Annotated in this window: 12 protein-coding genes and 1 pseudogene; 12 read left to right on the forward strand and 1 reads right to left on the reverse strand. The window is 60.3% G+C overall.

What is annotated here, in order from left to right; genetic code table 11:
* Positions 1–145: 145 nt before the first annotated feature.
* A pseudogene (locus tag AC07W5_RS10110) lies at positions 146–870 on the reverse strand (tellurite resistance TerB family protein).
* Between the two features lie 195 nt (positions 871–1,065).
* Between AC07W5_RS10110 and AC07W5_RS10115 the strand changes: the two are divergent.
* The 12 genes from AC07W5_RS10115 to AC07W5_RS10170 all read left to right on the forward strand — a co-directional run bounded on the left by AC07W5_RS10115 (position 1,066) and on the right by AC07W5_RS10170 (position 13,907).
* Entirely contained in the window at positions 1,066–1,980 is a 915-nt protein-coding gene (locus AC07W5_RS10115) for a LysR family transcriptional regulator (protein ID WP_494992528.1), read from the forward strand.
* Between the two features lie 103 nt (positions 1,981–2,083).
* A complete protein-coding gene (locus AC07W5_RS10120) occupies positions 2,084–3,574 on the forward strand; it encodes a gamma-aminobutyraldehyde dehydrogenase (protein ID WP_495010304.1) in 1,491 nt (496 codons plus the stop codon).
* Positions 3,575–3,661: 87 nt separating this feature from the next.
* Positions 3,662–4,813, forward strand: a complete 1,152-nt coding sequence (gene ydcS, locus AC07W5_RS10125) for a putative ABC transporter substrate-binding protein YdcS (protein ID WP_494992526.1) — start codon at positions 3,662–3,664, stop codon at positions 4,811–4,813.
* Positions 4,814–5,023: 210 nt separating this feature from the next.
* Complete coding sequence (locus tag AC07W5_RS10130) at positions 5,024–6,061, forward strand: ABC transporter ATP-binding protein (protein WP_495023279.1); 1,038 nt, start codon at positions 5,024–5,026, stop codon at positions 6,059–6,061.
* Between the two features lie 13 nt (positions 6,062–6,074).
* On the forward strand, positions 6,075–7,007 hold the full coding sequence (locus tag AC07W5_RS10135; RefSeq protein ID WP_494992524.1) for an ABC transporter permease: 933 nt from the start codon (positions 6,075–6,077) through the stop codon (positions 7,005–7,007).
* Positions 6,997–7,824 (forward strand): ABC transporter permease, encoded by an 828-nt coding sequence (locus tag AC07W5_RS10140; protein WP_494992523.1) that lies wholly within the window; start codon positions 6,997–6,999, stop codon positions 7,822–7,824. Before AC07W5_RS10135 ends, AC07W5_RS10140 begins: the two co-directional genes overlap by 11 nt.
* Before the next feature lie 49 nt (positions 7,825–7,873).
* Positions 7,874–9,298, forward strand: coding sequence for a gamma-aminobutyraldehyde dehydrogenase (locus AC07W5_RS10145; protein ID WP_494992522.1), 1,425 nt, complete (start codon positions 7,874–7,876; stop codon positions 9,296–9,298).
* A gap of 224 nt (positions 9,299–9,522) precedes the next feature.
* A complete protein-coding gene (locus tag AC07W5_RS10150; RefSeq protein ID WP_495023280.1) occupies positions 9,523–11,007 on the forward strand; it encodes an APC family permease in 1,485 nt (494 codons plus the stop codon).
* 271 nt (positions 11,008–11,278) lie between these two features.
* Positions 11,279–11,542: a CopG family ribbon-helix-helix protein gene (locus AC07W5_RS10155; protein WP_494992520.1), complete on the forward strand. Its 264-nt coding sequence runs from the start codon at positions 11,279–11,281 to the stop codon at positions 11,540–11,542.
* On the forward strand, positions 11,505–11,795 hold the full coding sequence (locus AC07W5_RS10160; protein WP_495023281.1) for a type II toxin-antitoxin system RelE/ParE family toxin: 291 nt from the start codon (positions 11,505–11,507) through the stop codon (positions 11,793–11,795). The genes AC07W5_RS10155 and AC07W5_RS10160 overlap by 38 nt, the downstream gene beginning before the upstream one ends.
* Positions 11,796–11,999: 204 nt before the next feature.
* Positions 12,000–12,107: a DUF418 domain-containing protein gene (locus tag AC07W5_RS10165; protein ID WP_495023282.1), complete on the forward strand. Its 108-nt coding sequence runs from the start codon at positions 12,000–12,002 to the stop codon at positions 12,105–12,107.
* 180 nt (positions 12,108–12,287) lie between these two features.
* A complete protein-coding gene (locus tag AC07W5_RS10170) occupies positions 12,288–13,907 on the forward strand; it encodes a glucan biosynthesis protein D (RefSeq protein ID WP_495023283.1) in 1,620 nt (539 codons plus the stop codon).
* Positions 13,908–14,096: the final 189 nt, after the last annotated feature.

A 14,096-nucleotide genomic window follows, 5' to 3' on the forward strand; every position in this document is an offset into this window, starting at 1 on the left:
AGGGGAGTATAGCCGAGGGCGGCTCATCATTTAGCAGTGGGTTGCGCACCACGTCTCACCCAGGGTGAAGAAAGTCAGCATCTGCTCTGGATGGCTACTGTGGGGCAGAAAGTGACGATCCTTTCGATTCCCCCGCTTTCTCTGATCACAGCGAAACCTGGCGCACCTGTTTCTCCAGTTCGGCTTTCAAGCCTGGCTCAAGCTTGAGCTGGCGCGCCAGTTCATCCAGATAGGACTTCTCCATGAAGTTCTCTTCATCCACCAGCATCACGCTGGCGATGTACATCTCGGCGGCCATTTCCGGGGTGCTGGCGGCGCGGGCGACATCGGCCGGGTCCAGGGGTTTGTTGAGTTCGGCGTGCAGCCAGCGTTGCAGGTCCTGATCGTTGTCCAGCCTGGTGAATTCGCCCTCGATCAGCGCTCGCTCGCGTTCATCGACATGGCCGTCGGCCTTGGCGGCAGCGACCAGCGCCTTGAGGATCGCCTGGCTGTGCAATTCAACTTGCGCTGCCGGCAAGCGGTCGACGGTTTGCGGCTCAGCCTGTGGTGCGCCAGCCTGCTGTGCCTGCCAATTGCCGTATGCCTTGTAGGCCAAAACGCCCAACGCGGCGAGACCGCCGTAGGTCAGTGCCTTGCCGCCAAATTTGCGGGCTTTTTTGTTTCCCAGCAACAGCCCCATCGCGCCCGCCGCCAGCGCGCCGCCACCAACACCTGAGAGCAAACTCTGCCGAGCCCGCCCGAACTGCCGCCGAGCAAGCTGCCCAGTGCGCCGTTATCCGATACCGATTTGTTCTGAGTGCCGCCGGCCTTGTTTTGCAATATGTCCTGACCGGACTTGAGCAACTGATCGAGCAAACTGCGTGTATTCATTTGCCACCTCCAAAACCGGGGGTTAACCAGATCATTGAGGCCCACAGCGTAGATCGAAGCGCCCTCCTCCACGTGGCGAGAATGCTTCCAGATGTTGCTTGGCCCTGACCGAAGCCCCGGTCCTGAACCAGGCCATCGATTAAAAAGATATACACTCAAGCAAATCTATAAAACCGTCTAACCGGTAATTCCCCCATGATGACCTTGCGTCAAATCCGCCACTTCATCGCTGTGGCCGAAACCGGCTCGATCTCGGCCGCCGCCCAGGCGGTCTATATTTCCCAATCGACACTGACCCTGGCAATCCAGCAACTGGAACAGGAAATCGGCGTCAACCTGTTCAATCGACATGCCAAGGGCATGACCCTGACCCACCAGGGTCACCAGTTCCTGCGCCAGGCGCACTTGATCCTGGCCACGGTCGACAACGCCAAGCGTAGCTTGCAACAAAGCACCGACCAGGTGGCCGGGCAGTTGATTGTCGGCGTGACCAGCCTGGTGGCCGGTTACTACCTCGCCGATTTGCTCACCCGCTTCCAGCGTGCCTACCCGAACGTGGAAATCCGCGTGATGGAGGATGAGCGCCCGTATATCGAGCATTTGCTGGTCAGCGGTGAAATCGATGTCGGGGTGCTGATCCTCTCTAACCTGGAAGACCGCCACGCCCTGCAAACCGAGGTGCTCACCCACTCGCCCCATCGCCTGTGGCTGCCGGCTCAGCACCCGTTGCTGGAGCACGACAGCATCAACCTCGCCGACGTCGCCCGCGAACCGCTGATACAGCTCAACGTCGATGAAATGGACCGCAACGCCCAGCGCATGTGGTCCAGCGCGGGGTTGCAGCCACGCATCACCTTGCGCACAGCCTCGACCGAAGCGGTGCGAAGCCTGGTGGCGGCCGGTCTTGGTGTGTCGATTCAGCCGGACATGACCTACCGCCCGTGGTCACTGGAGGGCGACATCATCGAGGCGCGGCCACTGGCGGACCTGAGCCAGACCCTGGACGTCGGCCTGGCCTGGCGTCGCGGCACCGCACGCCCCGCGTTGGTGGACCCATTCCTGACCGTGGCCCGCGAGCAACCCCACGCCGGGCGCAAGCCATCTATTTAATCGAACGTAGCCTTCAGTATTTAGTATTTGTCGACCGTAGCTCCGGCCACTAGTCTCTGTGCATCTATAAGAGAGGGCCGGGCTCCAGTCCCAGGGGAGCACCATGGCCACACAAGAAAAGAGAACCCGAAAAATGGCTGGCGTGCAGACCCCGTTGTTCACCGCTTTATTGATCGATGGTGAATTAGTCGCAGGCCAGGGTTTTGTCGAACCTATTCTCAACCCGGCCACGGGTGAAGTGCTGACGCATATCGCCGAAGCCAGTACCGAACAAGTTGAAAGCGCCGTTCTGGCTGCCCATCGCGCCTTTGCCGGTTGGTCGCGAACCACCCCGCAGCAACGCTCGAACATTCTGTTGGCCATCGCCAACGCCGTTGAAAAACAGGCCGATCACCTCGCCCGCCTCGAATCGCTGAACTGCGGCAAGCCGCTGCACCTGGCGCGTCAGGACGACCTGAACGCCACGGTCGACGTGTTCCGTTTCTTCGCCGGCGCCGTGCGTTGTCAGACTGGCCAGCTCAGCGGTGAATACCTGCCGGGCTACACCAGCATGGTCCGTCGCGATCCGATTGGCGTGGTCGCCTCGATCGCCCCCTGGAACTACCCCATCATGATGGCCGCCTGGAAAATCGCTCCGGCCCTGGCGGCGGGCAACACCCTGGTGTTCAAGCCATCCGAACACACACCGCTATCGATTCTGGCCTTGGCCCCGGCGCTGGCCGAATTGCTGCCACGCGGGGTGATCAACATCATTTGCGGCGGCGGTGAAGGCGTCGGCAGCCATTTGGTCAGCCACCCGAAAGTACGCATGGTTTCGCTGACCGGCGATATCGTCACCGGGCAGAAAATCCTCCAGGCCGCGGCGAAAACCCTCAAACGCACCCACCTCGAGCTCGGCGGTAAAGCGCCGGTGATCGTCTGCAATGACGCCGACATTCAAGCCGTAGTCGAAGGTGTGCGCAGCTACGGCTACTACAACGCGGGGCAGGACTGCACCGCGGCTTGCCGGATTTACGCCCAGGCCGGGATCCATGATCGCCTGGTCGCCGAGCTTGGCGCCGCCGTCAGCAGCCTGCGTTTTGCCGGCAAACGCGACACTGATAACGAGATCGGCCCGCTGATCAGCACCCGTCAGCGCGACCGCGTGGCCAGCTTCGTCGAACGCGCCCTTGGTCAGCCGCACATCGAGCGCGTCACCGGCGCCGCCGTGCATTCCGGCGCGGGTTTCTACTACCAGCCGACCCTGCTCGCCGGCTGCAAACAGAGTGATGAAATCGTCCAGCGTGAAGTGTTCGGCCCAGTCGTCACCGTGACCCGCTTTGAAGCACTGGAGCAAGCAGTGGACTGGGCCAACGACTCCGAGTACGGCTTGGCGTCGTCGGTCTGGACCCAGAATCTGGACAAGGCGATGCAGGTCGCGGCGCGTTTGCAGTATGGCTGCACCTGGATCAACAGCCATTTCATGCTGGTCAGCGAAATGCCCCACGGCGGCTTGAAACGCTCAGGCTATGGCAAGGATCTGTCCAGCGATTCGCTACAGGATTACAGCGTGGTGCGGCACATCATGGCGCGCCACGGCAATGACCTGAATTAACGCACTACTCCAATAAATAGCCTCAAAAGGCCTGGCTTCACCACGTTCACCAACTGCCCCGACCATAATTAAAGAAGAGGGAACCCCATGTTCGTGCACAAGACCGCACTGCTCAGTGCAATCACCACCGCACTGCTGGCCAGCGCCAGCATCCAGGCCGCCGAACCGCTGAAAGCCGTTGGCGCCGGCGAAGGACAACTGGATATCGTGGCCTGGCCGGGCTACATCGAACGTGGTGAAAGTGACAAAAACTACGACTGGGTGACCGGTTTCGAGAAAGAGACCGGCTGCAAGGTCAACGTCAAAACCGCCGGCACCTCCGATGAAATGGTCAGCCTGATGGCCAAGGGCGGTTACGACCTAGTCACCGCTTCCGGCGACGCCTCTTTGCGCTTGATCGCTGGCAAGCGTGTTCAGCCGATCAACACCGCGCTGATCCCGAACTGGAAGAACATCGATCCACGCCTCAAGGACGGGCCTTGGTACGTGGTCAACAAGCAGACCTACGGCGCGCCCTATCAGTGGGGCCCGAACGTGCTGATGTACAACACCACTGTGTTCAAGCAGGCGCCCACCAGTTGGGCCGTAGTGTTCGATGCGCAGAACCTGCCGGACGGCAAGTCCAACAAGGGTCGTGTGCAGGCCTATGACGGCCCGATCTACATCGCCGACGCGGCGCTGTACCTCAAGTCGAGCAAACCGGAACTGGGCATCAAGAACCCTTATGAACTGACTGAAACCCAGTACAAAGCCGTGCTTGATCTGTTGCGAGCCCAGCAACCGTTGATCCACCGCTACTGGCATGACACCACCGTGCAAATGAGTGACTTCAAAAACGAAGGCGTGGTGGCCTCCAGCGCCTGGCCGTATCAGGTCAACGGCCTGATGAACGAGAAACAGCCGATCGCTTCGACCATCCCTAAGGAAGGCGCAACTGGATGGGCCGACACCACCATGATGCACGCCGATGCCAAGCACACCAATTGCGCCTACAAGTGGTTGGACTGGTCCCTGCAACCCAAGGTCCAGGGTGACGTAGCCGCCTGGTTCGGCTCGCTGCCAGCGGTTCCGGCGGCCTGCAAAGAGAGCGAGTTGCTCGGTGCTGAAGGGTGCAAGACCAACGGTTTCGACCAGTTCGACAAGATCGCCTTCTGGAAAACCCCGCAAGCCGAGGGCGGCAAGTTCGTGCCATACAGCCGCTGGACCCAGGACTACATCGCGATCATGGGCGGTCGCTAAAAGTCATTCCGGTAGCTACTGACAACGCGTTCCCACGCTCTGCGTGGGATTGCAGCCAGTGACGCTCCGCGTTACATGCCGAAGCGATTGCTGCGCGTCCGGTGAGGCATTCCCACGCGGAGCGTGGGAACGATCGATCGATATTCAGATTTCTCAGAAGTCCAGGCAAGGGCCGCTGCGACGGCTTTCGCCTTTTTGGAGCACCGCACCATGACGCTTGCAGTCCAGTTCACCAACGTTTCCCGTCAGTTCGGCGAAGTGAAAGCCGTTGACCGGGTTTCCATCGGCATCCAGGACGGCGAGTTCTTTTCCATGCTTGGCCCTTCCGGCTCGGGCAAAACCACGTGCCTGCGCCTGATTGCCGGTTTCGAACAACCAAGCGCCGGCTCGATCCGCATTCATGGCGAAGAAGCCGCCGGGCTGCCGCCGTATCAGCGTGACGTGAATACCGTGTTCCAGGATTACGCCCTGTTCCCGCACATGAACGTACGGGACAACGTGGCCTATGGCTTGAAGGTCAAGGGCGTCGGCAAGACCGAACGCCTGATGCGCGCCGAAGAAGCCCTCGACATGGTCGCCCTCGGCGGTTACGGCGAACGCAAGCCGGTGCAACTGTCCGGTGGTCAGCGCCAGCGAGTCGCCCTGGCCCGCGCACTGGTCAATCGTCCTCGGGTGCTGCTGCTGGACGAACCCCTGGGCGCCCTCGACCTGAAGTTGCGCGAACAAATGCAGGGGGAGTTGAAGAAGCTGCAACGCCAGCTCGGCATCACCTTTATTTTCGTCACCCACGATCAGACTGAAGCACTGTCAATGTCCGACCGTGTGGCGGTATTCAACAAGGGCCGCATCGAGCAAGTCGACACCCCGCGCAACCTCTACATGAAACCGGCCACCACATTTGTCGCCGAGTTCGTCGGCACCTCTAACGTTATCCGTGGCGAGCTGGCCCAACAGTTGAGCGGCAGTACCAAGCCCTTCTCGATTCGCCCGGAACATGTGCGTTTCGCTGACGGTCCTGCGGCCAGCCACGAAATCGAAGTCAGCGGCCTGCTTCACGACATCCAGTACCAGGGCAGCGCCACCCGTTACGAACTCAAACTGGAAAACGGCCAGACCCTGAACATCAGCCAGGCCAACAATCAATGGCTGGACAGCTGCGCCCAGCACCAGACCGGGCAACGGATCACCGCACGCTGGGCGCGCGAAGCCATGACCAACCTGACCGACACCGTTGCGAGCGAGGTGTGACATGAGCCCGGCCATGACCTCCTCCCCCGCCAGCGGTTCACCCTTGCGCAGGTTTTCCGACCTGCTGTATCGCCGACCCAATCTGTACCTGGCGATGTTATTGGTGCCGCCGCTGATCTGGTTCGGCGCGATCTATCTTGGTTCATTACTGACCTTGCTCTGGCAGGGTTTCTACACCTTCGATGACTTCACCATGGCGGTCACTCCCGACCTGACCCTGGCGAACTTCACGGCGCTGTTCCAGCCGTCGAACTTCGACATCATCGCCCGCACCCTGAGCATGGCCGTCGTGGTATCGATCGCCAGCGCCTTCGTCGCGTTCCCCATTGCTTACTACATGGCGCGCTACACCACGGGCAAGACCAAGGCGTTTTTCTACATCGCGGTGATGATGCCGATGTGGGCCAGCTACATCGTCAAGGCCTACGCCTGGACCCTGCTGCTGGCCAAGGGCGGCGTCGCGCAGTGGTTCGTTCAACACTTTGGGCTGGAGCCGGTGTTGCAGTTCGTGCTCGGCATTCCCGGCGTCGGCGGCAGCACCTTGTCCACCTCGCATCTGGGACGCTTCATGGTGTTCGTCTACATCTGGCTGCCGTTCATGATCTTGCCGATCCAGGCCTCGCTGGAACGTCTACCGCCATCGCTGCTGCAAGCCTCCGCCGACCTCGGGGCCAGACCACGACAGACCTTCATGCAAGTGACCCTGCCGCTGTCGATCCCGGGCATTGCGGCCGGGTCGATCTTCACCTTCTCGCTGACCCTGGGTGACTTCATCGTGCCGCAACTGGTCGGCCCGCCGGGCTACTTCGTCGGCAGCATGGTGTACGCCCAGCAGGGTGCCATCGGCAACATGCCGATGGCCGCCGCCTTCACCCTGGTGCCAATCGTGCTGATCGCCATTTACCTGTCCATCGTCAAACGTCTGGGGGCCTTCGATGCGCTCTGATTCAGAAAAGCATGGGGAAAAAGCCTCCCTGGGCCTGCGACTGGCCGCCTGGGGCGGGTTGGTGTTCCTGCACTTCCCGATCCTGATCATCTTCATATACGCCTTCAACACTGAAGACGCAGCCTTCAGCTTTCCACCCCAGGGCTTCACCCTGAAGTGGTTCAGCGTGGCCTTTTTGCGACCGGACGTGCTGGACGCGATCAAGCTGTCGCTGCAGATCGCCGCTATTGCCACGCTGATCGCCATGGTCCTCGGCACCCTCGCTTCGGCCGCTTTGTACCGGCGTGACTTCTTCGGCAAACAAGGCATTTCGCTGATGCTGATCCTGCCAATCGCCTTACCGGGGATCATCACCGGTATCGCCCTGCTCGCGACCTTCAAGACCCTGGGCATCGAGCCGGGCATGTTCACCATCATCGTCGGCCACGCGACCTTCTGTGTGGTGATCGTCTACAACAACGTCATCGCCCGTTTGCGCCGCACCTCTTACAGCTTGATCGAAGCCTCGATGGATCTGGGCGCCGACGGCTGGCAGACCTTTCGCTACATCGTCCTGCCGAACCTCGGCTCGGCGTTGCTGGCCGGCGGCATGCTGGCGTTCGCCCTGTCGTTCGACGAAATCATCGTCACCACTTTTACCGCCGGCCACGAGCGCACCCTGCCGCTGTGGCTGCTCAACCAACTCAGCCGCCCGCGCGATGTGCCGGTGACCAACGTGGTGGCGATGCTGGTGATGCTCGTGACCATGTTCCCGATCCTTGGCGCCTACTACCTGACCCGTGGCGGTGAAAGCGTGGCCGGGAGCGGCGGCAAATGATCGGCCTTATAAATCCAACAATGAATTCGCTGCAAGAGAGGACATAGCCATGCAAACCAAACTGCTGATCAACGGCCAACTGGTCGAAGGTGAAGGCGCCAGCCAACCCGTGTTCAACCCGGCGTTGGGCCGTGTGCTGGTGGAAATCAACGAAGCCAGCGAAGCCCAGGTCGACGCCGCCGTGTGTGCCGCCGATGCGGCGTTCGAAGGTTGGTCACAGACCCCGCCCAAAGAGCGTTCGCTGCTGTTGCTCAAACTCGCCGATGCCATCCAGGCCCACGGCGAAGAACTGGCCAAACTGGAATCGGACAATTGCGGCAAACCCTATAGCGCGGCGCTGCACGACGAAATCCCGGCGATTGCCGATGTGTTCCGCTTCTTCGCCGGCGCCAGCCGTTGCATGGGCGGTACGGCCGGTGGCGAATACCTGCCCGGCCACACCTCGATGATCCGCCGTGACCCGGTCGGCGTGATCGCCTCCATCGCGCCGTGGAACTACCCGCTGATGATGGTCGCCTGGAAAATCGCCCCGGCCCTGGCCGCCGGCAATACCGTAGTGCTCAAGCCGTCGGAACAAACGCCGCTGACCGCATTGCGTCTGGCGGAACTGGCCTCGGAGATTTTCCCGGCCGGTGTGCTCAACCTGGTCTTTGGCCGTGGCCCCAGTGTCGGCAGCCCGCTGGTGACTCACCCGAAAGTGCGCATGGTCTCCTTGACCGGCTCGATTGCCACCGGCGCGAACATCATTTCCAGCACCGCCGACAGCGTCAAACGCATGCACATGGAACTGGGTGGCAAAGCCCCGGTGATCATCTTCGACGACGCCGACATCGATGCCGCGGTGGAAGGCATTCGGACCTTCGGTTTCTACAACGCCGGGCAGGACTGCACCGCCGCCTGCCGCGTCTATGCCCAGGAAGGCATCTACGACAGGTTCGTCGAAAAGCTCGGCGCGGCCGTCAGCACCATCAAGTACGGCTTGCAGGATGACCCGCAAACCGAACTGGGGCCGTTGATCACCGCTCAGCATCGCGACCGTGTGGCCGGGTTTGTCGAGCGTGCGCTGGCACAACCGCACATTCGCTTGATCACCGGCGGCAAGGCCGTGGAAGGCAACGGCTTCTTCTTCGAACCGACGGTGCTGGCCGACGCCCAACAGGACGACGAGATCGTCCGGCGCGAGGTGTTTGGGCCGGTGGTGTCAGTGACCCGATTCACAGACGAAGCGCAGGTGCTGGGCTGGGCCAACGCTTCGGACTACGGCCTGGCGTCTTCGGTCTGGACCGCCGACGTCGGCCGCGCCCACCGCCTCGCGGCGCGTTTGCAGTACGGCTGCACCTGGGTCAACACGCACTTCATGCTGGTCAGCGAAATGCCTCACGGTGGGCAGAAGCTGTCCGGTTATGGCAAGGACATGTCCATGTACGGGCTGGAGGATTACACCACCGTGCGGCATGTGATGTTCAAGCACTAAAAGCATCGCGAGCAAGCTTCGCTCCTACAGGTCTGCGCAGCCCCGTAGGAGCGAGGCTTGCCCGCGATGGCGTCACCGCGAGTTCAAGGACGACTTCGCGATACGCACCACCAGGTTCCACACCAACGAAACCACAACAATAACCACCGAACCGGGTTGGGCCGTCATGGCCCCGCCACGGATTCGGACATCCGAAATCTGCCGATTTTCCGGAGAAATACCTTATGAGTGCATCACCCGAATTCTCTGCATTAGCCGCCGACAGCGATGCCGAGCAGCTACGCAAACTGGGCTACACCTCGAACTTCAATCGCAGCATGAGCCTGTGGGAAAACTTCGCCCTGGGCTTCACTTACCTGTCGCCGGTGGTAGGCGTCTACACCCTGTTCGGCCTGTGTCTGGCTGCCGGCGGGCCACCGATGTTCTGGGCCTACTTACTGGTCGGCTGCGGGCAATTGCTGGTGTGCCTGATCTTCGGTGAAGTGGTTTCACAGTTCCCGATTTCCGGTGGGGTTTACCCTTGGGCCCGCCGCCTGGTCGGCAAGCGCTGGGCGTGGATGGTCGGCTGGATCTACTCCATCGCCCTGTGCGTAACCATCGCCGCCGTTGCGGTCGGTGCCGGCCCCTATCTGGCGGCGATGATGGGCTTTGAACCAAGCAGCAACACCAACATCATCATCGCTCTGGTGCTGACGTTGTTCGCCACGCTGGTCAACCTCAGCGGCACCAAAGTGCTGGCGCGTATCGCCATGTTCGGCTTCCTCTGCGAGCTGGTGGGCGCGGTGATCGTCGGGGTGTACCTGCTGGTATTCGAGCGTCATCAACCGCTCAGCGTGTTGTTCAACACCTTTGATATCCGCGTTGACGGCTCCTACCTGCCGGCCTTCCTCACCGCCTCGTTGGCAGGGATGTTTCTCTACTACGGCTTCGAGGCCTGCGGCGACGTGGCCGAAGAAACCCCGAACCCGAGCAAGCAGATCCCGGTGGCCATGCGCATGACCATCTACATCGGCGGCATCGCGGCGATGTTCGCTTGCCTGGCACTGATCCTCGCCGTGCCGGACATGCAAGCAGTGATCAATGGCACCGACAAAGACCCGGTCACCACCATCCTGAGCAACGCCTTCGGTCCTGTTGGTTCGAAAGTAGTGATGGGTGTGGTGATGATTTCCTTCATCTCCTGCGTCATCAGCCTGCAAGCGGCGGCCAGTCGCCTGCTGTATTCCTACGCCCGGGACGAAATGGTCATCGGCAGCAGCCTGCTGAAACGGATTTCGCCGACCACTCAGGTTCCGGTCGCCGCATTGTTCGTGTCCGGTATCCTGCCGGCGCTGATCATCGCTCTGGGCTTTTTCCTGCAAGACGCAGTGGCGACCATCGTCAGCTTCGCCGCCATCGGTATCTACCTGGCGTTCCAGATGATCGTTCTCGCCGCCCTCTACGCCCGTGCCCGCGGCTGGAGACCCAGCGGCAAATTCACTCTCGGGGCCTGGGGCCTGCCGGTGAACATCGGTGCGCTGGTCTACGGTGTCGGTGCAATCATCAACATGGCCTGGCCGCGTACGCCAGACGCTGCGTGGTACATCAACTACGCCATGGTGCTGAGCACCGCCATCGTTATCGGCCTGGGCCTGCTCTACATGTGGCTCGGCAAGCCGTACGACCACGGCACCGCCCCGGCCGGCGATGCCTGGAAAATCAGCCGGTAACTCCTTTCGCCCCGGTATCGTTTGGGTTGCCGGGGTGACTCAGATGCGCAATGGAGCCTATTTACCCATGCAGCGATTGATGAAGCCTGGAGGGTAGTGGCGGAACGAATGACCACCCAAGCATTTGGCAACATATCGGTCACTCTCTTTCGACACAGCCCCGCTAAGGTTTGCTGACGACAGTGCACATAGCATCGGTTGACTGAAGTCTCGGCAAGGCCTACGGTGTTTACATCGTCTACAACGTATACACCTTTTCAGGAGAGCCAACATGGCCTCGCCCGTTTTGTCCTTTCGTGTCGAAGAGATCCTTGCCCAGCAACTGGATCAGCTTGCAGCCGCGACCGATCGCGACCGCCAGTATCATCTCAAGCGTGCACTGGTTCGTTATGTGGAAGCCGAGTCCTGGCATCTACAAGCCATCAGCGAAGGCATAGCCGATGCCAACGCTGGCAAACTGACCGATCTGGACGCCGTAAAGGCTAAGTGGGCAAACCGTGCCGAAAGTCGTACTGACCGAAAAAGCGGAGAGTGATCTTGATGCTATCCATGAGTATTACCGCGACTTGATTGGCTTTTCTGCAGCCAACGATGTGATAACAAACATTCTGGAATTATTCGGTCAACTTGAACTGTTCCCCGGCTCAGGCAGACCTTCCGTGATGCCTGATCTGCGTGAACTCGTCATAAATGAGTATCCGTTTATTGCTCCTTATCGCCTGATGCACGGACAAATTCAGGTATTGCGGGTTTTGCATCAGAGAACAGAGCGAATACAGGATTGGTAATGCTGGCTGAATTGAACAAAGGCCTGCTGCTTGATCCCTGCTCCGGGTAACTGCATCAGGCCACTCCGCATTCTGCAACGCCTGGTGGTTCATCTTCTGCAAGGACGTTAACGATGACCGCGAACCGCTGTCCGGCAGCGCCGCAACTGATTCAAAGGCCCGCCTGTGATCATGCTGATGGTGATCGTAACGTACGCCGTATAAGTGTGGTTGAGCACATGGTGGATGCGCTGCCATCCATATGGCCCGCTTGAATGCTTGCTGCGGTCTGTGACTATCATGGCCTTGCCCGCCTGGCGGCGGATTGCCTGATCATTTGTGCAGGCTTGCTCCTGAGCCCTCAGTGTTTTTTTCAATTCATTGCGAACGGCTGGCGCTCTTTGTTATCTGTTAAGCGTCCGTTGCGTTTGGCCCAAGACATGTCCGAACCTCAATTTCTGATTCATCACGCAGCCAGTAACGGCGCGGGATCATCCAAGACAGGTTTTATTTATGCACCGCAGGAATCTCCTGAAAGCCTCCATGGCCATCGCCGCCTATACCGGTCTGTCGGCCACTGGCCTGCTGGCCGCTCGCGCCTGGGCCGGCACCGCCGATGGCGAGGCTCAGACGTTCGACTTCGAAACGTTGAAGGCCCAAGCCAGGCAACTGGCAGGCAATCGTTACCTGGATACCAAGCAGGTGTTGCCGCCGACCCTCGCCAACATGGCGCCGCAGCAATTCAACGCGATCCAGTACGACGCCAATCATTCGCTGTGGAATGAGCTGAATGGCCAACTGGACGTGCAGTTTTTCCATGTCGGCATGGGTTTCAAGCAACCGGTGCGCATGTACAGCGTCGACCCCAAGACCCGCCAGGCACGGGAAGTGCACTTCCGGCCATCACTGTTCAACTACCGGAAGACCAGCGTCGACACCTCGCAGCTCAAGGGAGACCTGGGTTTCGCCGGGTTCAAGCTGTTCAAGGCCCCGGAGCTGGACAAGCACGATGTGCTGTCCTTCCTCGGCGCCAGCTATTTCCGTGCAGTGGATGCCAGTGGCCAATACGGTTTGTCTGCGCGTGGGCTGGCGATCGACACTTACGCCAAACGCAAAGAGGAGTTTCCTGACTTCACCAGGTTCTGGTTCGAAACACCAGACAAGGACAGTACGCGATTCGTGGTGTACGCCTTGCTCGACTCGCCCAGCGCAACCGGCGCTTATCGCTTCGATATCGATTGCCAGGCCAATCAGGTGGTGATGGCCGTCGACGCGCATATCAATGCGCGCACCGCCATCGAGCAGTTGGGCATCGCGCCGATGACCAGCATGTTCAGCTGCGGCACCCATGAACGGCGCATGTGCGACACCATTCATCCGCAAATCCATGACTCCGACCGTCTGGCCATGTGGCGCGGTAACGGCGAATGGATCTGCCGGCCACTGAACAACCCGGCGACGCTGCAATTCAATGCCTTCGTCGATAAAGACCCGAAAGGTTTCGGTCTGGTCCAGACCGATCACGAGTTCGTCAGCTATCAGGACACCATGGACTGGTACAGCCGCCGTCCGAGTCTATGGGTCGAGCCGACCACTGCCTGGGGTGAAGGCTCTATCGATCTGCTGGAAATCCCGACCACGGGCGAGACCCTCGATAATATCGTGGCCTTCTGGACACCCAAGCAGCCCGTCGCAGCAGGCGACTCGCTGAACTACGGCTACAAACTCTACTGGAGCGCTCTGCCACCCGTCAGCACACCGCTGGCGCAGGTCAATGCGACGCGCTCGGGCATGGGTGGCTTCATCGAGGGATGGGCACCGGGCGAGCATTATCCTGAGGTCTGGGCGCGGCGTTTTGCTGTCGACTTTACTGGCGGCGGTCTGGATCGCCTGCCCGAAGGAACTGCCATCGAGCCGATCGTCACAGCGTCGAACGGCCAGGTCAAAGACTTCAACGTCCTGCAGTTGCCGGACATCAAAGGCTATCGAGTGACTTTCGACTGGTACCCCACCGACGATAGCGTAGCTGCGGTGGAGTTGCGGCTGTTCATTCGTACCCATGACCGGACGTTGAGCGAGACCTGGCTGTATCAGTATTTCCCGCCAGCACCGGATAAGCGCAAATACACCTGACAGGGTCAGCCTTGAGATCGTCGGTGCCTGGACTGACCTCATCGCGAGCAAGCTCGGCTCCCACAAGGATGACGCGGTACCTGTAGGAGCCGAGCTTGCTCGCGATGACGGCAACAAGCCCCATAAAGCGTTCAGCTGGATAAGCAAAAGCCCCAGTCTCGCGACCGGGGCTTTGGCTTTTTACAAATG

The organism is Pseudomonas sp. GW821-FHT01E05 (assembly GCF_059422425.1).

Coding starts and splice junctions, on each gene's coding strand:
- AC07W5_RS10115 (WP_494992528.1), top strand. CDS start 1,066: ATGATGACCTTGCGTCAAATCCGCCACTTCATCGCTGTGGCCGAAACC.
- AC07W5_RS10145 (WP_494992522.1), top strand. CDS start 7,874: ATGCAAACCAAACTGCTGATCAACGGCCAACTGGTCGAAGGTGAAGGC.
- AC07W5_RS10135 (WP_494992524.1), top strand. CDS start 6,075: ATGACCTCCTCCCCCGCCAGCGGTTCACCCTTGCGCAGGTTTTCCGAC.
- AC07W5_RS10170 (WP_495023283.1), top strand. CDS start 12,288: ATGCACCGCAGGAATCTCCTGAAAGCCTCCATGGCCATCGCCGCCTAT.
- AC07W5_RS10155 (WP_494992520.1), top strand. CDS start 11,279: ATGGCCTCGCCCGTTTTGTCCTTTCGTGTCGAAGAGATCCTTGCCCAG.
- AC07W5_RS10150 (WP_495023280.1), top strand. CDS start 9,523: ATGAGTGCATCACCCGAATTCTCTGCATTAGCCGCCGACAGCGATGCC.
- AC07W5_RS10130 (WP_495023279.1), top strand. CDS start 5,024: ATGACGCTTGCAGTCCAGTTCACCAACGTTTCCCGTCAGTTCGGCGAA.
- AC07W5_RS10120 (WP_495010304.1), top strand. CDS start 2,084: ATGGCCACACAAGAAAAGAGAACCCGAAAAATGGCTGGCGTGCAGACC.
- ydcS (WP_494992526.1), top strand. CDS start 3,662: ATGTTCGTGCACAAGACCGCACTGCTCAGTGCAATCACCACCGCACTG.
- AC07W5_RS10140 (WP_494992523.1), top strand. CDS start 6,997: ATGCGCTCTGATTCAGAAAAGCATGGGGAAAAAGCCTCCCTGGGCCTG.